We start from the raw sequence: 18,173 nt of genomic DNA, 5'->3' as shown, positions 1-18,173 counted from the left end.
CAGATACATTCAGCCGCGGTCGACGCGTTCCGGCGCACACCCTCTCCTGTCGGAGGGCTGGTTGGGGTGCAGGTCTGACCCGGGTCCGCGAAGTGCGGTCCTGTGCAAGGGCCAGTAATAGGGGAGTTAGGCATGGCTCAGGGCACCGTCAAGTGGTTCAACGCGGAGAAGGGGTACGGCTTCATCGCGGTCGACGGTGGTGCGGATGTTTTCGTCCACTACAGCGCGATCCAGATGGACGGGTACCGCACCCTTGAAGAGGGTCAGCGAGTCGAATTCGAGATCTCGCAGGGCCAGAAGGGTCCGCAGGCGGACATGGTCAAGCTCGCCGTCTGACTTTCGGCGCGGCGCGATCGGCCACCGACGCACTCACGTATGAAGGGCCTGTACCCGGTCGGGTACGGGCCCTTCATGCGTGCCTTGTACGTGCCGTGTGCGTCACCGGGCGTGCCCGGGTGCGGCGACGGCGCGCGTGTCCCGCTGGGACGGCCTTGCACTCGCAGGGGTCGAGTGCTAATCATTGGCGTTAGCACTCTCCCAGTGAGAGTGACAGAAGGACTGGGTCGGCGAGGCCCGCAGGCCGGGTGGGGCAAGGAACCACGCAGGCACGCAGGCCGTCCGTCGCGGGCGCCACGCAGTCCGTCGCTATCCACCCCAGTCCGGGAGGACCACTTCACATGGCCAAGATCATCGCGTTCGACGAGGAGGCACGGCGCGGTCTCGAGCGCGGGATGAACCAGCTCGCCGACGCCGTCAAGGTCACCCTCGGCCCCAAGGGCCGCAACGTCGTCCTCGAGAAGAAGTGGGGCGCCCCCACGATCACCAACGATGGTGTTTCCATCGCCAAGGAGATCGAGCTCGAGGACCCGTACGAGAAGATCGGCGCCGAGCTGGTCAAGGAAGTCGCGAAGAAGACCGACGACGTAGCCGGTGACGGCACGACGACCGCGACTGTCCTCGCCCAGGCACTGGTCCGCGAGGGCCTGCGCAACGTCGCCGCCGGCGCCAACCCGATGGCCCTCAAGCGTGGCATCGAGAAGGCCGTCGAGGCCGTCTCCGCCGCTCTGCTTGAGCAGGCCAAGGACGTGGAGACCAAGGAGCAGATCGCTTCGACCGCCTCCATCTCCGCCGCCGACACCCAGATCGGCGAGCTCATCGCCGAGGCGATGGACAAGGTCGGCAAGGAAGGCGTCATCACCGTCGAGGAGTCGCAGACCTTCGGTCTGGAGCTTGAGCTCACCGAGGGCATGCGCTTCGACAAGGGCTACATCTCGGCGTACTTCGCCACCGACATGGAGCGCATGGAGTCGTCGCTCGACGACCCGTACATCCTGATCGTCAACTCCAAGATCTCCAACGTGAAGGACCTCCTTCCGCTGCTGGAGAAGGTCATGCAGTCGGGCAAGCCGCTGCTGATCATCGCGGAGGACGTCGAGGGCGAGGCGCTGTCCACGCTCGTCGTCAACAAGATCCGTGGCACCTTCAAGTCCGTCGCCGTCAAGGCTCCGGGCTTCGGTGACCGCCGCAAGGCCATGCTCGGCGACATCGCCATCCTCACCGGTGGCACCGTCATCTCCGAGGAGGTCGGCCTCAAGCTGGAGAACGCCGGTCTCGACCTGCTCGGCCGTGCGCGCAAGGTCGTCATCACCAAGGACGAGACCACGATCGTCGACGGTGCGGGTGAGAGCGACCAGGTTCAGGGTCGCGTCAACCAGATCCGTGCCGAGATCGAGAACTCCGACTCGGACTACGACCGCGAGAAGCTCCAGGAGCGCCTGGCGAAGCTGGCCGGCGGCGTGGCCGTCATCAAGGCCGGTGCCGCCACGGAGGTCGAGCTCAAGGAGCGCAAGCACCGCATCGAGGACGCCGTTCGCAACGCGAAGGCGGCCGTCGAAGAGGGCATCGTCGCCGGTGGTGGCGTGGCGCTGCTGCAGGCCACGGCCGTCTTCGAGAAGCTTGAGCTCCAGGGCGACGAGGCGACCGGCGCCAACGCCGTGAAGCTCGCGCTGGAGGCTCCGCTCAAGCAGATCGCCGTCAACGGTGGTCTTGAGGGTGGCGTCATCGTCGAGAAGGTGCGCAACCTGCCGCTCGGCCACGGCCTGAACGCCGCGACCGGCGAGTACGTCGACATGATCGCCGAGGGCATCATCGACCCGGCGAAGGTCACGCGCTCTGCCCTGCAGAACGCGGCCTCCATCGCGGCGCTGTTCCTCACCACCGAGGCTGTCATCGCCGACAAGCCCGAGAAGGCCGGTGCCCCTGCGGGCGGCGGCATGCCGGGCGGTGACATGGACTTCTGAGCCCCGGCTCGGTAAGTCCTGTTACGCACGCAACCGAAGGCGGCACCCCTGCGAGGGGGTGCCGCCTTCGGGCGTTACTGGTTACTCGTTACCGGGTGTGCGGCTAGAGCACGCCGCTGTCGGAGATGGTGACCTTGGCGCTGGTACGGCCGCTCTGGGAGCCGTAGCTCTCGATCTTCTTGACCAGATTCATGCTGGCCTCGTCGGCGACCTCGCCGAACACGACGTGCTTGCCGTCCAGCCACGGGGTCGCGATGGTGGTGATGAAGAACTGCGAGCCGTTGGTGTTCTTGCCGGCGTTGGCCATCGAGAGCAGGCCCGGCTTGGTGTGCTTCAGCTGGAAGTTCTCGTCCGCGAACTTCTCGCCGTAGATGCTCTTGCCGCCTGTGCCGTCGCCGCGGGTGAAGTCGCCGCCCTGGAGCATGAAGTCCGGGATGACCCGGTGGAAGGACGAGCCGGCGTAGCCGAAGCCCTTCTCGCCGGTGGCGAGGGCGCGGAAGTTCTCCGTGGTCTTGGGGACCACGTCGTCGTACAGGTTGAACGAGATCCGCCCGGCGGGCTCGTCGTTGATCGTGATGTCGAAGTAGACCTTGGTTGTCATGGTCCCCATCCTGACATCCCTGGCACTCGGGGCACGGCGTGGCCCCGGGGCGCCGCGCCGTTAGTGGGCGTAGTCCTTGAGCTTCTGGGCGTCGAGGGTGATGTTGACGGGGTCGGGGGGACGGTGGCGCCGTACGGGTTGACAGCTGTTGATGTGGTTGTAGGCCGTTGTTGGCCGTCGGATACCTCGTTTGGGTGAACGGTACGGCGTTGCGGGGCTTGTGTTCTTGCTGGGCTGTTCCCTGTGGGGGTGGCTATGTCCGCTGTGGGCGAGTGGGGAGGAGGCCGCTGGTGGCACTCGATGCACGGAGGAAGAGGCGCGAACTGCGTACGCTGGCCGCTCCGTTCACGGTTGCGGCTCCTGCCGGTGCGCGTATCCGTGACCGGCTGCGTCTGGGTTCGGCGGATGAGAAGGTCCTGACGCTCCTCGGTGGACACCTGGGTCATCACGCCCGTGTCGATCTGGCGGAGCGTGTCCGTATCGGCAGTGTGCCGGTCGGCGGGCGGAGCGTAAGCGGGCGCTGACCGCGCCGACCGAGGCGACGACCCAGTGGGAACGCCCCTGGACGAAGAAGTAGAAGGAGGAAGCCGACCGTGCACCGGGCGTACAGATTCCTCCTCCGCCCCACCGTCCGCCAGGCGCAGGCTCTTTCCGAGATGCTGCGGGATCACTGCTCGCTCTACAACGGGGCGTTACAGGAACGCCGCGACGCCTACCGGCACGCTTCGAAGACGAGCGTCAAGTACGGACAGCAGTCCGCGCAGCTCAAGGAGATCCGGGCGTTCGACCCCGAGCGTCAGGGCCGCTGGTCTTTCTCCTCGCAGCAGGCCACCTTGCGCCGTCTGGACAAGGCGTTTCAGGCGTTCTTTAGGCGCGTGAAGGCCGGTGAGAAGCCCGGATACCCCCGATTTCGGGGAGTGAACTGGTTCGACACCGTGGACTTCCCGAAGGACGGTGACGGCTGCCGGTGGGACTCCACCCCGCACGCCCCTGTCACCCGCGTCCGGCTACAAGGTGTCGGGCACGTCCGCGTGCACCAACACCGGACCGTGAAGGGCCGCGTCAAGACCGTCTCGGTCAAGCGCGAGGGACGGCAGTGGTACGTCATCCTCGCCTGTGACGACGTGCCCGGCGAACCGCTGCCCGCAACCGGCGCCGTGACCGGCATCGACATGGGCGTGAATCACTTCCTGACCACCAGTGAGGGCGCCCACGTCCCCAACCCCCGGCACGGCAAGCGCAACGCCGAAGCCCTGGCCGAATCCCAACGGGCACTCAAGGCGTTCCCGCGCCGTAAGCGGGAGAACCGTACGGCGAAGCACCGCCGGGCGGTGGAGAAGGTTGCCAAGCTTCACCGCAAGGTGCGCCGTCAGCGCACCGACCACGCGCACAAGACCGCGCTTGCGATAGTCCGCGACTACGACCAGATAGGTCACGAGCGCCTGAGCATCGCGAACATGGTTCGCACCCCCAAGCCGAAGCCCGACCCCGAGACGCCCGGCGCGTTCCTGCCGAACGGCGCCGCATCGAAATCCGGGCTGAACCGCAACATTCTTGACGCGGGTTGGGGGGTGTTCCTGGGCATCCTCGCGCACAAGGCTGAAAGCGCCGGTCGTGTACTGATCCCGGTGGACCCCCGCAACACCTCGCGCACCTGCCCCAAATGCGGGCACGTGGATGCCGAGAACCGCGACGGCGAAAAGTTCCAGTGCACCTCATGCCAGCACGTCGACCACGCAGACCGCGTGGGCGCCTGGAACGTCGCACTCAGGGCCGGGCTGGTCCTTCCCGACGTGGCCTAGCCACCGACAGGAGAAGCCCGCCGGATTTATCTGGGGGGAGGAGTCACCAAGGAGGGCTCGGGGCTTGCGGCTTGAGCTCCGGGGTAGCGGGGGGCACACTTCCGGTTTCACTACCGAAAGTATTCAGATAGGCGCGCAGAGTTATTGTGCGTGATCGTTTCTGCATGGTTCTCTCGTGGGCATGTCAACCTCGATGAGGCTTGCCCTCGCGGCTGCCATCACCGCTGTCCTGGCGGTCACAGGTCCCTTGTCCGCCTCCGCACAGTCCGCCGCACCGGCGGAGCGTTCCGATCCCGCTCCGCTCCGGCTCTCGGACAACCCCGTCCCCGGCCAGTACCTCGTCTCGCTCAAGCCCACGGCCGACGTCGCCGCAGCTGCGAGTGACGTGGACGTGACCCCCCTGTTCAGCTACAAGAAGGTGATGCGGGGCTTCGCCGCCAAGCTCACAGACGCTCAACTGGCCAAGGTCCGCGCGCTTCCGAACGTGCAGGCCGTGGAGCAGGACACCGAGGTCCGCGCCTCGGGGCCCGCCGCGTCCTGGGGCCTGGACCGGATCGATCAACGCTACCTGCCGCTCGACGGCCAGTTCACCGCCAACGCGACCGGCGCCGGAGCCAACGCGTACATCCTCGACACCGGCATCGACTACTGCCACTCCGAGTTCGAAGGGCGTGCCAGGCCCGGATTCGACGCCATCGGGGATGGACGCAACGGGGCGGACTGCAATGGTCACGGCACGCACGTCGCAGGCACGGTCGGCGGCAAGACGTACGGCGTGGCACGCAAGGCGAGTCTCATCAGCGTCCGGGTCCTCGACTGCCAGGGCAAGGGCAGCAACGCCGGGATCATCGCCGGCTTCGAATGGACGGCGGCGCACGCCGCATGGAACCCCACCAATCCGGCCGTACTCAACGGTTCGCTCGGCGGGCAGAAGTCCCTCCTGGTGAACGCCGCCGCCAACGCCCTCTACGACAGTGGCGTCCTGCCGGTTGTCGCGGCGGGCAACGACTCGGTGGACGCCTGCAACGTCTCCCCGGCCTCTGCGGAAGGCGCGTTCACGGTCGGCGCGAGCAACGGCAACGACGAGCAGGCGTTCTTCTCCAACCACGGTGCATGCCTGGCGATTTATGCCCCCGGTACCGCCATCGTTTCGGCCAAGCTGGGCGGCGGGAGCGTCGCGCTGAACGGCACTTCCATGGCCTCGCCGCACGTCGCCGGGGCGGCACTGCTGTACGAGGCGACCCACCCGTGGGCGGACCCGGCGGAAACCGCCGGCTGGCTCGACGACAACTCCACCAAGGACGTGCTGACCGGCGTCAGCCCGGACTCGCCCAACCGGCTCCTCTTCACCGACGGCATCTGACACCACACCACGGCGCCTGCCCTCCACCCCAGTGCGGGGTGGAGGGCAGGCGGGCGCTGCTGTTTGCTAGTGCCGCTTGAGGCCCGTGACGAATGCGGCCCAGGCGTCGGCCCGGAACACGAGCTTCGGGCCGCCGGGGTTCTTGGAGTCACGAACGGGGACGATCTCGGGGTGACCGGCGGCGACTTCGAGGCAGTCGCCGCCGTCGCCGCCGCTGTAGCTGGACTTGTGCCAGGTCGCCGCGCTCAGGTCGTACTCAGGGCTGATCTTCATGCGCGTAATCCTCCGCCACTGATTCGATCAGGGCCAGGGATTCCTTGGGTGACAGTGCCATGGCCCTGACTAAATCGTACGTGAGTTCGTGGCGGGCGACAGTTGCCGGATCGTCCTGCAACTGCCCTGTGCCCAGGCCTTGGAGGTAGGCGAGCGGGGGAGCGTCCTCGAAAGCCATCAGCTTGAGAGAGCCGTTGAGGGCCGCGTGGGCGCCCGCCCCGAACGGCAGCACCTGCACGATGACCCGGTGGCGGCGGATCATCGCCGTCACATGGCGCAGCGCCTCCGCCATCTCCACGGGCTCGCCGACCATGCGGCGCAGCACCGCCTCGTCCAGCACCGTCCACAACAGCGGCTTTGTTGGATCGTCGAGGAGTCGCGCCCGCTCCAGCCTCGCTGCCACCAGCTCGTCGATGACCTCCTCCGTCGCGGTCGGCTGGTACGCGCGGAAGATGGCTCTGGCGTACGGCTCCGTCTGCAACAGACCCGGGATCAGCAGCGGCCCGTACTCCTTGATGGCCGTCGCGATCGCTTCCGCCTCCGCCGCTTCCGCGAAGTGGTCCGGGTACTTGGACTTCGTGGACGCCTTGCAGTTCCGCTCGAAGAAGCCGCCCGTCCCGAGGATCTCGTCTATCTTCACCGCGTACTCCGGCATCATCCGCCGTGTCCCCGACTCCAGTTGGCCGATGAACGAGCCGCTCACGAACAGCGGCTCGCCGAGCTCCGCCTGCGTAAGGCCGGACTTCTCGCGCGCGTGGCGCAGTTCGGCTCCGAGGAGGGCGCGAGGGGAGGAGGAGGGGTCGAGGTCCTTTGGTCCGGGCATGGCAACTCCCTGTTGTACAGGTGGGGTTGTTGGGCCGTCGTTCTTCTCAGGCTAGCCGTGCACCGGACACGCTGTGTACGTAATGCGGACACTCAGCGTGGAGGTTGGCAAGGATGGCGATGACGGCGAATGAGCGCCTACGGGCCGTGGAAGACGCCGTGGGGCAGCTCCGGACCGAGCTGGGTGCGGCGGGGGTGGCCCTGCCCTCCCTGCGCGTCGACCCGGTGTCGAGCGCGGGCAACGAGCCGTACCCCCTGGTCGATCTCGGCCGCTGCAACCTGGACACCGCGCTGCGGCTCGTCGCCGTACTGCATGAGGTGCGGCGATGAGCGCCGGAAGGTACGTGATCGACTCCCGCACCGGACGCGTCGGGCAGGTCATGGGGCGGGAGGGGCCGTACGTACAGCTGAGGCCGCCGGGCGGCGGGCGGGAGTGGGACTGCCCGCCGGAGGCGATGGCGCCGGCGCCGCCGGGGGAGGTGCTGCGGGCGCGGGTTCGGGCGATCAACAGTGAGGGGCGGCTGCCGTGAGGTGGGGGCGTTGTCAGTGGCGGGTGGGAGCGTAACGGTATGGGACTTTCGATTCAATGCAGTCGAGATGAGAGCACCGGGCAGTGGGCCGCCGTTGGTGACGACGGGAGCAGAACCGTCACGATGACGGCCAACACGTCGGACGAGGCGAGCGCGCTCGTGACGGAGGCCTTCGGGATGACCGCGTATCGGCCTCCGCCGCCGCTGCCGCCGGGGTGGCAGAGGTTCAACCTGCTCCACTGTCCGGTCGTGGACTACCCGAAGTTCGACGATCCTCGGTATGACGCGCTCAAGGCTCGACCGCCCGAGGGGTGTGAAGTCAGGGACTTTGGTGGGTACTTCGGACTGCGCTGCGAGCGGCCGGGGGCCACGCTGCTCGATGCGGTCGCCGTGCTCTGTGCCGAGATCCGTGCTGAGCATGGGCTGCTCATGACCGATCTCGGCATTGAGAAGCTGTGGGAGTGGTCCTCGGACGGTACGGACGGCTGGGGCGCGGAGATCGTGGGGCAATTGCTGCTGATGGCCGCCGAGCGGGGGCCGGCGCTCGGGTACAGCGTGGATGACCTGGTGCGGTTCTTGCGTACGGCTGCGTCGGACTGACTTCCGGTCGCTGTCAGAGGCCTGGGCCCAGCCCGAGGCGGGTCGCTTGCTGTGTGGGGGAGGTGCGGCGTGGGGGGTCACTCGGTGGCTTGGAGCGCGGCGCGGAGGTGGCCCCCCGACTCCGTCAGGAGCCGCTCGGCCGTCCCGCCGTCGACTCCCGCGAGGATCGTGAGGATCGCGGGCTTCACCTCGTCGTCCGTCGCGGTCAGCGCGGCCTCGATGTCCTCGTCCGATGCGCCCGTCGCGAGCGCGACGATGCGGCGTGAGCGGGCGCGCAGCTTCTCGTTGGAGGCCCGTACGTCGACCATCAGGTTTCCGTACGTCTTGCCGAGGCGGATCATCGTGATCGTCGAGATCATGTTGAGTACGAGCTTCTGGGCCGTGCCCGCCTTGAGGCGGGTGGAGCCGGTGAGGAGCTCCGGGCCTACGACGACTTCGATGCCGTGCTCGGCGGCGGCGCCCAGCGCGCTGTCCGCGTTGCAGGACAGGCCGATGGTCAGGGCTCCGAGGCTGCGGGCGTGTTCTACCGCGCCGATCGCGTACGGGGTGCGGCCCGAGGCCGAGATGCCGACGACCGTGTCGTTCGCGGTGAGAGTCAGCGCGTTCAGGTCCGCCGCCGCCAGTTCCTTGCTGTCCTCCGCGCCTTCGACGGCCTCGACCATTGCGGAAGGGCCGCCCGCGATCAGGCCCACGACCTCGGAGGGGTCGGTGTTGAAGGTGGGCGGGCACTCGCTCGCGTCCAGTACGCCCAGGCGGCCCGCCGTACCCGCGCCCGCGTAGATCAGGCGGCCTCCGCGGGCCATGCGCCCGGCCGTGGCGTCGATCGCGGCGGCGATGCGCGGGAGCTGTGCGGCGACGGCTTCGGGGACGGTGCGGTCCTCGCCGTTCATGACGCGGGCGATGTCGAGCGTCGGCTGCTGGTCGATGTCGGCGAGTTCGGGACGGAACGCTTCGGTGGTGAGCGTGGCGAGCTCCGCGCGCAGTTCGGAGTACGTGGAGGAGGCGGAGGAAGGGGAAGAGGTGGAGGTCATGAGGAGCGGCTCTTTCGGGTGCTGGTCAGGCCAGGTCAGGGCACGTCAGCGGTTGCTGCTGCGGGGGCTGTGGCGGTGCGCGAGTGCCTCGTACGAGGCGGCCAGCGCGGGGGCCGCCGTCTCGTACGTACGCTGCATGACGCCTATGAACAGGCAGTCCACGACGAGCAGTTGACTGGTACGGGACGACATCGCGGCCGGGCGCAGTTCGCTCTCGCGGGCCGTCGAAGTGGTGAGGATGTGGTCCGCGTACTGCGACACAGCACCGTCCGGGCGGCCCGTGATCGCGACCGTCGTCGCCCCGTGGTCGAACGCGACCCGCAGCGGCTCGATCACGTCGCCCGTCGAGCCGGAGTGCGTGATCGCGATGGCGACGTCGCCGGAGCGCAGCTGCACGGCGTTGGTGACGGCGAGGTGCGGGTCGGTGTGCGCGTGCGCGATCAGGCCGATGCGCAGCAGCTTCTGGGCGAGGTCCATGCCGACGAGGGAGGAGGCGCCGACGCCGTAGATGTCGATACGGCGGGCGGTCGCGAGCGCGGTGACGGCCGCGCCCAGCTGCACGGTGTCGAGCCCGGCGGCGGTGTCGGCGAGGGTCTGCTGTTCGTCGTACGCGAGCTTCGTGACGACGTCCGCTATCGGGTCGTCGACCGCGATGTCCGCGGTCACGGCGGGGGCCCGGCCCGACTGCTGCTGGGCGGCGAGCCCGGCGAGCGCGAGGCGCAGGTCGCGGTAGCCGGGGTAGCCGAGGAGGCGGGCGGTGCGGACGACGGTGGCCTCGCTGGTGCCGGTGAGTTCGGCGAGACCGGTGACCGTGAGGGCGGCGCAGCCGGCGGGGTCGGCGGCGACGGCTTCGGCGACGCGCTGCATGGATCGGGTCATGGACGGGGCGAGGGTCCGTACCTTGGCTGCGAGGGCGGCGGGGGCGGGCGGGGCGCTGCCCGCACCGCCGGCGCCGGCATTACCGCCGGAACCGGCGCTAAAAATTTCCTTCACTTCATTGGTCACTACTGAAAGATATTTTCAGGACCCTTGAGCGTCAACCCTTCTCCTGGCCTCCCGGCCGCCGAGTGACAATGGCTTCATGGACCCCACGACCTCTGCCCTGGAACAGGCCTTGCACGCGGCCCGCGCGCTCGTCATGGCCGACCTGACGGCCCGCGAGGTGGCCGTGGCGGACGTCGTGTCGCTGGTCGAGGACGCGGTCGCGCACCGCCGTTGGTGGGTTGAACAGTGGCCCGAGGGTGTGGAGTACGTCGTCGGGCTGGTCGCCCAGGACGTACAGGACGCGCTCCTCGAACGGTACGGGCGCTGGCCGCTCTGCCCGGTCTGCGTGGACTCGGACCCGCACGCTCTGGAGGTCGAACCGGAACTGGGGCCCGACCCGCACTGGGTGTGTGCGAAGGCGGCTGTGATCGTCGCGCGCGTGGGTGCGCTGCAGTGACCCTCTACATCGACCCGCCGACGTGGCCGGGACACGGTCGGATGTGGTCGCACCTGGTAAGCGACGTGTCGTACGACGAACTGCACGCCTTCGCGGCGTCGATCGGGGCGCCGGCGCGGGCGTTCGAGCGGGACCACTACGACATCCCGGAATCGCGGTATGCGGATGCGGTGGCGGCGGGCGCGGTCCAGGTGGGCTCGAAGGAGCTCGTGCGGAGGCTTACGGAGGCGGGGCTGCGGCGGCGTAAGGGGCGAGTGGGCTTGGACCGGGTGGGCTCGGACCGGGTGGGCTCGGACCGGGTGGGCTCGGACCCGGTGGGGGATGGCTCAGACGCGTAGCAGATCGAGCTCCGTCGTCAGGTTCTGCCGTGCCCGCGCCTCCCACTCCGCCTGCCCGTGCGGCGTACGGAACAGCCTCGGGAGGCCGAGGAGCTGGCGCAGGACCGCCGCCCGGCCCTCGCGAAACGTCTCGTCCGGTACGAAGCCGTACTCCTCCCGTACCGATGCCGCGTAGGCGGCGTACGCCTCCGGGCCCGCCGCCAGGATCGCCAGGTCCGCGTCGCAGAGCACCTCGCCGTTGGTGTCGCCGGGCTCGGGGGCGTGCGTGACGGTGAGGCGGACCAGGCGGGCGACTTCGGCGGTGCGGGCGTCGTCGATGCCGAGTTCGGGGAGGGCGAGCTCGGCGAGGGCGGCGCTGCGCTCCTCGTTCTCGGAGCGGTCGGGGCGGTAGACCGCGTCGTGGAACCAGGCGGCGAGGCGGACCGCGGCCGGGTCTTCGGCGTGGGCGACCAGGGTGTCGATGTGGTCCAGGACCGCGATCAGGTGGTCGGTGGTGTGGTACCGCCGCTGCGGCTCGGCCCAGCGGGCGAGGAGATTCTCGGCGTACGGCATCGGGTCGGGCTCGGGGATGCCGTCGCGGGCCGCGAGGACGGTGTGGTGCCAGCGGGTCCGGAGATCGGCGTGAGCGGCGTGGTGGTCGGGCATGGGCAGAGTCTAGGTAACCCGCATACCCCCTGGGGGTAGTCTCTTTTTCGGGCGGTCAGATCGTCGTCATTGCTTGGATCTCCGGGGCCTCGACGAGGCTGCTCGGCAGGGCGATGTATGCCGTGACCCCGCACGCCCCGTCCTGCCCCTGGGTCGGGCGCAGTTCGACCTGGGCGCCGAGCCGGGCGGCGAGAGTTCCGACGACGTAGTGGCCGAGGTAGCGGCTGGGGGCGACCAGGAAGGATTCCCGGCCCGCGAGGCGGGCGTTGGAGCGGGCCAGGTCCTCGGTGCTCATGCCGGTTCCGCGGTCGACGACCGCGATGCAGTACTCGCCGCCGTCGCGCCAGCCGTAGACCTCGACCGGACGCGAGGGCGGCGAGAAGATCAGGGCGTTCTCGATGAGCTCGGCGAGCAGATGGGAGAGCTCGGCGACGGCCCGGCCGCGGATCCGGCCGTCCTGGACGTCGACGACGGCGACGCGCTGGTACTGCTCGACCTCGGCGATCGCCGACTGCACCACCTCGGACGCCGTCACCAGGCCCGCCCAGGTGCGCGGCGGCGACTCCTCCCCAGCGAGCACGAGCAGCGACTCCGCGTTGCGGCGCATCCGGGTGGCCAGGTGGTCGAGTTCGAAGAGCTCACCGAGGGCGTCCGGGTCGACCTCCTGGCTCTCCAGGGTGGTGATCAGGCCGAGCTGACGGGAGAGAAGCACCTGGTTGCGGCGGCCGAGGCTGGCGAGCGACTCGGAGCTGTTGCGGCGCAGGACTGCCTGTTCGGCCGCGAGCCCGATCGCGGTGTGCTCGACGTTGCGCAGAGCGGCGGCGAGCTGGATGAACTCACGTGCGCCGTCGGGGACTTCGCGGGCAGGCTCGGGAAGAAGCTCGTCGCCCGCCTCGGCCTCCTGGATCCGGGCGACGGCTGCCGGAAGTCCGGTGCGGGCCACCGCGTCCGCCTCGTCGGCGAGCGCACCGAGCGGCCGGGTGATCGAGCGCGCGGAGAGCAGGGCGAGTGCGGTGGCCACCGCGAGGATCAGCACACCGAGGCCGATGAATCCGCCCAGTTCGGCGGTGGCCTCGTCGCCGAGCCGGTCCGCGTGGCTTCGTACGTCGGAGCCTGTCTGTTGCTGTACGCCGTGGAGTCTGTCGACCAGTGCGGTCATCGACGACCACCATTGGGCGGGGGCGACGGTGAGCTCGGAGCCGTCGGCGCCGCCCTCGGCCTGCTTCTCGTAGCCGGTGGCGCGTCGGGCTTCGGGGGTGTCGAAGGCGGAGCTGAGTGCGGATTCCTGGGCGGGGGTGGCGAGTTCGGCGTACTGGCGCAGGGAGGCAAGGCGGTCCGCCCGCACCTCGGTGAAGTCGAGGAACTCGCGGCCCTTGAACCGCCCCGCCGCGAAAACCCCGTTGAGGGAGCCGCGCTCCAGGGCGACCGCCTCGGTGGCCCTGGCGAGAGCCTCCAAGGCGCCCAACGAATCGGCGAGGGCCCGGTCCCCACGGTCCGGTTCTGCCGCCGCGGCGCTGATCAGTGCCTCGATCGCCTTGGTGTACGCGGTCAGGGTCGGGGCACGCCGGGCCGTGCCGTCGTCGACCTGACCGCGTAAGGAAGTCAGTGCCGTGACCGGGGTGAGTGCCTTGCGTACGGCATGGCCGGTGTCCGCTCCCGCGTCGCCCGCCGCGAGCAGGGCGTCGAATTCGCTGCGGGCGGTGTCGGTGCGGGTGCGCTGGGCGTCGACGTCGTCGCGGTACTCGTCGGCGCCGCCGAGCAGGCCGTTGGTGAGGCCGCGCTCACGCTGCAGCTCGCGCACCAAGTCCTGTGATTTCAGCACGAGTTCGACGTGCCCGGCGCTCTCCCGGGCGGCCGACCAGTCGGCCGCCCGGTCGGCGACCCCGAGGCCGGTCACGACGAGCAGCAGGCAGGTGGGGACGGCGAGCACGATGGCCACCCGTCCCCGGATCGTGCCCCAACCGGGCAGGGCGGGCAGGTGCGGCAGGCGGTGCCGTTGATTACGCGTCACACCCGACGACGGTACGAACCGGTATGACCGGCGCGGTTTCGCGGCGGTAAGAGACGGGTTGCTCCCGGCTCACGGAGGGTCCGGGTCCCGCCGGGCACCGGATGCGACCGTGCCGTAACACTGCGGGGCTTTCCCGCACGGCCGCCGCATCCGCCCACCGCATCCGCCCACCGCATCCGCCCCACCGCATCCGCCCCACCGCATCCGCCCCACCGCACCGCCCACCGCATCCGCCCGCCGGGCGGGCACCGGAGCCGTCACGCCGCCTGGAAGCCGCGCAGCCGCAGCGAGTTGCCGACCACGAAGACCGACGAGAACGCCATCGCCGCCCCCGCGATCATCGGGTTGAGCAGGCCGGATGCCGCGAGCGGCAGGGCCGCCACGTTGTAGGCGAAGGCCCAGAAGAGGTTCGACTTGATGGTGCCGAGCGTCTTGCGGGAGAGGCGGATCGCGTCGGCGGCGGCCAGCAGGTCGCCCCGTACGAGCGTCAGGTCGCCCGCCTCGATCGCGGCGTCCGTCCCCGTGCCCATGGCCAGGCCCAGGTCGGCCTGCGCGAGCGCCGCCGCGTCGTTGACGCCGTCGCCGACCATCGCGACGCTGCGGCCCTCCGCCTGGAGCTTCTTGACCACGTCGACCTTGTCCTGCGGCATGACCTCCGCGATGACCTCGTCGATGCCGACCTCGCGGGCCACCGACTCGGCGACGGCCTTGTTGTCGCCGGTCAGGAGGATCGGGGTGAGGCCCAGGGCGCGCAGCCTGCGTACCGCCTCCGCGCTGGTCTCCTTCACCGCGTCGGCGACCTCCAGGACCGCGCGCGCCTCGCCGTCCCAGGCCACCGCGATGGCTGTACGTCCGGCTGCTTCGGCCTCGCCCCTGGTGCGCTCCAGCTCGGCCGGCAGCTCCATCGCCCACTCCCCGAGGAGTGTTGAGCGGCCGACCAGTATGGCGTGACCCTCGACGATGCCCTGGACGCCGAGGCCCGGGACGTTCGCGAAGTCCTCGGGGACGGGCAGGCCGCCCAGCTCCGCCGTGGCGCCGGCCGCCACCGCCCGGGCGACCGGGTGCTCGGACGCGTGCTCCAACGCGCCTGCCAAGCGCAGGACTTCGGCGCGGTCCGTGCTGTCGGCGGTGTGGACGGCGAGCAGGGTCATACGGCCCGTGGTGACCGTGCCGGTCTTGTCGAGGACGATCGTGTCGGCCTTGCGGGTGTTCTCCAGGACCTCCGGGCCCTTGATCAGGATGCCGAGCTGCGCGCCACGGCCCGTACCGACCATGAGGGCGGTCGGGGTGGCCAGGCCCAGGGCGCACGGGCAGGCGATGATCAGTACGGCCACGGCGGCCGTGAAGGCGGCGGTCAGGCCGGATCCGTTGCCGAGCCAGAAGCCGAGCGTGCCGAGCGCGAGGGCGATGACGACGGGCACGAAGACGGCCGAGATCTTGTCGGCCAGGCGCTGGGCGGCCGCCTTGCCGTTCTGGGCGTCCTCGACCAGCTTGGCCATCCTGGCCAGTTGGGTGTCGGCACCGACCCGGGTGGCCTCGACGACCAGGCGGCCGCCGGCGTTCAGGGTCGCTCCGGTGACGGAGTCGCCGGGGCCGACCTCGACGGGGACGGACTCGCCGGTGAGCATGGCGGCGTCGACAGCGGAGGTGCCTTCGACGACAGTGCCGTCGGTGGCGATCTTTTCTCCCGGGCGTACGAGGAAAAGGTCGCCGACGGCCAGGTCCGCGGTGGGGATGGTCTCCTCGCGGCCCTCCCGCAGGACGGTGACGCTCTTGGCGCCGAGTTCGAGGAGTGCCTTGAGGGCGGCGCCCGCCTTCCGCTTCGAGCGGGCCTCGAAGTAGCGCCCGGCCAGGATGAACGCGGTGACTCCGGCGGCGGCTTCGAGATAGATGTTCCCGGCGCCGTCGCTGCGCGAGATCGTCAGCTCGAAGGGGTGGGTCATGCCGGGTGTTCCGGCTGTCCCGAAGAACAGTGCCCAGAGGGACCAGAGGAACGCCGCCGATGTGCCGACCGAGATCAGCGTGTCCATGGTGGCCGCGCCGTGCTTGGCGTTGGTCCAGGCGGCGCGGTGGAAGGGCCAGGCGGCGTAGGTGACGACGGGCGCGGCGAGGGTGAGGGACAGCCACTGCCAGTACTGAATCTGGAGCGCCGGGACCATCGCCATCGCGACGACGGGCACGGCGAGGAGGGTTGCGGTGATCAACCGCTGGCGGAGCGGCCGCAGTTCGTCGTGCGCGCTTTCCGTGTCCGACGGCACCTCCTGGGGCTCTGTGGGTGGCGGGGCGGGCTCCTTCGCGGTGTAGCCGGTGGCCTCCACGGTGGCGATCAGGTCCTGTACGGAGACCTCCTCGCCCCGGTAGCTGACCTTGGCCTTCTCGGTGGCGTAGTTGACGGTGGCTTCGACGCCGTCCATGCGGTTGAGCTTCTTCTCGATACGGGCGGCGCAGGAGGCGCAGGTCATGCCGCCGATGGCCAGTTCGACCTGGGTGGGAGTGGGGGTGCCGGCTGCTGTGGTGGGCATGTCTTGCTCCTCGGTACGCCGCTGAATACCCCTGGGGGGTATTGGTTCTGGTGGGTCATGTATACCCCCAGCCCCCATCTGATGCAAGGCGTTGAATCCGGTTGACGTTATACCCCCTGGGGGTATTGTCGTCGGTGTAACAACAACATCAGTCGTCGCCCCATCGCTCCCTGGAGACCGTCATGAACACCGGACTGAAGATCACCGCCTTCGCTGCCGCGCTCGCCGCGACCTTCGGCACGGCGTACGGAGTGGGAAAGGGTGTCGGGCCCGTCGTCGCGGACGAGCGCCCGGCTGCGTCGCCGCACGGCGGTCACGACGGGCGCGGGGAGAAGGGCGAGCGCGGGTCGGACGGCACCGCCCCCGGCGGGCTCCAGATCTCCGAGCGCGGATACGCCCTGGACCTGGAGACCTCGCGTATCAAGGCCGGTGAACGTACCGAGGTGCGCTTCTCCGTCCGGGACGGGAGCGGGCGCAAGGTCACGGCGTACAAGCGCGAGCACGGCAAGGAGCTGCACTTCATCGTCGCCTCGCGTGATCTCACCGCCTACCGGCACCTGCATCCGGTCCGCGCAGCCGACGGCACGTGGTCCGTCCCCGTCGAACTGCCCAAGGCGGGCGGCTACCGCGCGTTCGCCGACTTCACGCCTGCGAGGAAGGGTGCCGAGGGGGTGACGCTCGGCGCCGACCTGGCCGTCTCCGGCGCGTACGCGCCTGCCGCACTGCCGCCGGTCGAGGCGACCGCCGAAGTCGACGGCTACGAGGTCACCCTCGCCGGCGGGCTGCGCCCCGGCGCGGCCCGCGAGCTCAGGCTGACCGTCGCCAAGGGCGGCAAGCCCGTCACCGACCTCCAGCCGTACCTCGGTGCGTACGGACACCTGGTCGCCCTGCGCTCCGGCGACCTCGCGTATCTGCACGTCCACCCGAACGACGGGGGGCCGGGGCCCGAGGTGTCCTTCACCGCCACTGCGCCCAGCTCCGGTGCGTACCGCCTCTTCCTCGACTTCCGGCACGAGGGCAAGGTCCGTACCGCGGCCTTCACGGTCTCTGCGGGTGGCGGGGTCGAGGCGGGTGGCCACGCGCACTGACGCGCTGATGCGCGGGGCCGTGTGCTACCCGTAGGGTGACTATTGGACTAGACCTGTAGTAGCCGCCGCCCGATGGAATGGGGTCACATGAGCAACCGTGCAGTCCTGGAGGTGATCGCCCTCGACGCGGAGGATGCGATCGCCGCCCAGACCGGAGGGGCGGACCGGCTCGAACTGGTCACGGACATCGCGGCGGACGGTCTCACCCCGTCCCGTGAGACCTTCGGCCGGATCCGCGCCTCCGTGGACATCCCGCTGCGCGTGATGCTCAGGGTTGCCGACGGCTTCGCGGCGGGGGATGTGGATGTGCTCGTACGGAAGGCGCGGGAGCTGCGGGGCGAGGGCGCGGAGGAGTTCGTGCTCGGCTTCCTGGACGCGGACGGCAACCCGGATCTCGTCGCCGTCGAGCGGCTGGTCGCGGAACTGAACGGTTGCCACTGGACCTTCCACCGGGCGATCGACCGCGCCGCCGACCGCGACGCGCTGCGGAAGCAACTCGCGGATCTGCCGGGCCTGGACACGTACCTCACGGCGGGCTCGGCGGACGGGGTCGACGACGGCATGGCGACGCTTGTGGCGGAGGCGGCGCGCACGGGTGAGCCCGGGTACGAACCGCAGATCCTGGTGGGTGGAGGCTTGCGCCTCGACCATCTGCCGCGCTTGCTCGGCGCCGGTATCGACGCGTTCCACATCGGCGGGGCGGCGCGGCCGGGGGGATGGTCGGCGGGGGTCGATGCGGGGGCGGTGCGGGAGTGGCGGGCGGTGCTGGACGCGGGGTAGGGGTTTGTTTCCCCACCCCGCACCTC

At 69.8% G+C, this 18,173-nt stretch carries 20 protein-coding genes; 12 read left to right on the top strand and 8 right to left on the bottom strand.

Going from position 1 to position 18,173, the window contains the following annotated elements; genetic code table 11:
• The first annotated feature begins 132 nt into the window (after positions 1-132).
• Together PXH83_RS12755 and groL are read left to right on the top strand one after the other, a co-directional pair.
• Positions 133-336, top strand: a complete 204-nt coding sequence (locus tag PXH83_RS12755; RefSeq protein ID WP_005315736.1) for a cold-shock protein — start codon at positions 133-135, stop codon at positions 334-336.
• A 341-nt stretch (positions 337-677) separates the two neighbouring features.
• On the top strand, positions 678-2,300 hold the full coding sequence (gene groL / locus PXH83_RS12750; protein WP_069928208.1) for a chaperonin GroEL: 1,623 nt from the start codon (positions 678-680) through the stop codon (positions 2,298-2,300).
• A gap of 103 nt (positions 2,301-2,403) precedes the next feature.
• Here the strand turns inward: groL and PXH83_RS12745 are convergent, their stop codons facing one another.
• Positions 2,404-2,901, bottom strand: a complete 498-nt coding sequence (locus PXH83_RS12745; RefSeq protein ID WP_274559949.1) for a peptidylprolyl isomerase — start codon at positions 2,899-2,901, stop codon at positions 2,404-2,406.
• 290 nt (positions 2,902-3,191) lie between these two features.
• Here PXH83_RS12745 and PXH83_RS12740 point away from each other — a divergent pair, with 290 nt between their 5' ends.
• From PXH83_RS12740 to PXH83_RS12730, 3 genes are all read left to right on the top strand, one after another.
• Entirely contained in the window at positions 3,192-3,425 is a 234-nt protein-coding gene (locus PXH83_RS12740; RefSeq protein WP_274559947.1) for a hypothetical protein, read from the top strand.
• 69 nt (positions 3,426-3,494) lie between these two features.
• The gene (locus PXH83_RS12735; RefSeq protein WP_274559945.1) at positions 3,495-4,703 is read left to right on the top strand and encodes an RNA-guided endonuclease InsQ/TnpB family protein; all 1,209 of its coding nucleotides are present in this window, start codon (positions 3,495-3,497) and stop codon (positions 4,701-4,703) included.
• Positions 4,704-4,884: 181 nt separating this feature from the next.
• Positions 4,885-6,066, top strand: coding sequence for a S8 family peptidase (locus PXH83_RS12730; protein ID WP_274562799.1), 1,182 nt, complete (start codon positions 4,885-4,887; stop codon positions 6,064-6,066).
• A gap of 66 nt (positions 6,067-6,132) precedes the next feature.
• On the opposite strand, the gene PXH83_RS12725 is transcribed toward PXH83_RS12730, so the two are convergent.
• Positions 6,133-6,339 (bottom strand): DUF397 domain-containing protein, encoded by a 207-nt coding sequence (locus PXH83_RS12725; RefSeq protein ID WP_274559943.1) that lies wholly within the window; start codon positions 6,337-6,339, stop codon positions 6,133-6,135.
• Positions 6,323-7,162 carry a helix-turn-helix domain-containing protein gene (locus tag PXH83_RS12720; RefSeq protein ID WP_274559941.1) on the bottom strand — a complete coding sequence of 280 codons (840 nt, stop codon included), beginning with the start codon at positions 7,160-7,162 and terminating at the stop codon, positions 6,323-6,325. The genes PXH83_RS12725 and PXH83_RS12720 overlap by 17 nt, the downstream gene beginning before the upstream one ends.
• A gap of 113 nt (positions 7,163-7,275) precedes the next feature.
• Between PXH83_RS12720 and PXH83_RS12715 the strand changes: the two genes are divergently transcribed.
• The 3 genes from PXH83_RS12715 (at position 7,276) to PXH83_RS12705 (ending at position 8,291) form a co-directional block, all read left to right on the top strand.
• On the top strand, positions 7,276-7,491 hold the full coding sequence (locus tag PXH83_RS12715; RefSeq protein WP_274559939.1) for a hypothetical protein: 216 nt from the start codon (positions 7,276-7,278) through the stop codon (positions 7,489-7,491).
• Complete coding sequence (locus PXH83_RS12710) at positions 7,488-7,691, top strand: hypothetical protein (protein ID WP_274559937.1); 204 nt, start codon at positions 7,488-7,490, stop codon at positions 7,689-7,691. The genes PXH83_RS12715 and PXH83_RS12710 overlap by 4 nt, the downstream gene beginning before the upstream one ends.
• A 123-nt stretch (positions 7,692-7,814) precedes the next feature.
• Positions 7,815-8,291 carry an amidase gene (locus PXH83_RS12705; protein ID WP_274559935.1) on the top strand — a complete coding sequence of 159 codons (477 nt, stop codon included), beginning with the start codon at positions 7,815-7,817 and terminating at the stop codon, positions 8,289-8,291.
• A 77-nt stretch (positions 8,292-8,368) separates the two neighbouring features.
• On the opposite strand, the gene murQ is transcribed toward PXH83_RS12705, so the two are convergent.
• Positions 8,369-9,322: an N-acetylmuramic acid 6-phosphate etherase gene (gene murQ / locus PXH83_RS12700; protein WP_274559933.1), complete on the bottom strand. Its 954-nt coding sequence runs from the start codon at positions 9,320-9,322 to the stop codon at positions 8,369-8,371.
• Between the two features lie 45 nt (positions 9,323-9,367).
• The gene (locus tag PXH83_RS12695) at positions 9,368-10,327 is read right to left on the bottom strand and encodes a MurR/RpiR family transcriptional regulator (RefSeq protein WP_420803156.1); all 960 of its coding nucleotides are present in this window, start codon (positions 10,325-10,327) and stop codon (positions 9,368-9,370) included.
• Positions 10,328-10,403: 76 nt separating this feature from the next.
• Between PXH83_RS12695 and PXH83_RS12690 the strand changes: the two genes are divergently transcribed.
• On the top strand, positions 10,404-10,763 hold the full coding sequence (locus tag PXH83_RS12690; protein WP_274559931.1) for a hypothetical protein: 360 nt from the start codon (positions 10,404-10,406) through the stop codon (positions 10,761-10,763).
• Entirely contained in the window at positions 10,760-11,101 is a 342-nt protein-coding gene (locus PXH83_RS12685; protein ID WP_274559929.1) for a DUF4031 domain-containing protein, read from the top strand. Before PXH83_RS12690 ends, PXH83_RS12685 begins: the two co-directional genes overlap by 4 nt.
• Here PXH83_RS12685 and PXH83_RS12680 read toward each other — a convergent pair.
• From PXH83_RS12680 to PXH83_RS12670, 3 genes are all read right to left on the bottom strand, one after another.
• Positions 11,090-11,746, bottom strand: a complete 657-nt coding sequence (locus tag PXH83_RS12680) for an HD domain-containing protein (RefSeq protein WP_274559927.1) — start codon at positions 11,744-11,746, stop codon at positions 11,090-11,092. The two genes, PXH83_RS12685 and PXH83_RS12680, sit on opposite strands and share 12 nt — an antisense overlap.
• Before the next feature lie 55 nt (positions 11,747-11,801).
• Positions 11,802-13,757 (bottom strand): sensor histidine kinase, encoded by a 1,956-nt coding sequence (locus PXH83_RS12675; RefSeq protein ID WP_274559924.1) that lies wholly within the window; start codon positions 13,755-13,757, stop codon positions 11,802-11,804.
• 257 nt (positions 13,758-14,014) lie between these two features.
• The gene (locus tag PXH83_RS12670; protein WP_274559922.1) at positions 14,015-16,279 is read right to left on the bottom strand and encodes a heavy metal translocating P-type ATPase; all 2,265 of its coding nucleotides are present in this window, start codon (positions 16,277-16,279) and stop codon (positions 14,015-14,017) included.
• A 182-nt stretch (positions 16,280-16,461) separates the two neighbouring features.
• Here PXH83_RS12670 and PXH83_RS12665 point away from each other — a divergent pair, with 182 nt between their 5' ends.
• Together PXH83_RS12665 and PXH83_RS12660 are read left to right on the top strand one after the other, a co-directional pair.
• Positions 16,462-17,367, top strand: coding sequence for a hypothetical protein (locus PXH83_RS12665; RefSeq protein WP_274559920.1), 906 nt, complete (start codon positions 16,462-16,464; stop codon positions 17,365-17,367).
• A gap of 87 nt (positions 17,368-17,454) precedes the next feature.
• Positions 17,455-18,147, top strand: a complete 693-nt coding sequence (locus tag PXH83_RS12660; protein WP_274559918.1) for a copper homeostasis protein CutC — start codon at positions 17,455-17,457, stop codon at positions 18,145-18,147.
• Positions 18,148-18,173 lie beyond the last annotated feature (26 nt).

This window comes from Streptomyces spiramyceticus, assembly GCF_028807635.1.
In the GTDB taxonomy this organism is placed as follows: domain Bacteria; phylum Actinomycetota; class Actinomycetes; order Streptomycetales; family Streptomycetaceae; genus Streptomyces; species Streptomyces spiramyceticus.
The sequence above is the reverse complement of the archived record's forward strand: the minus strand, read 5'-3'. Positions and strand labels throughout refer to the sequence as shown.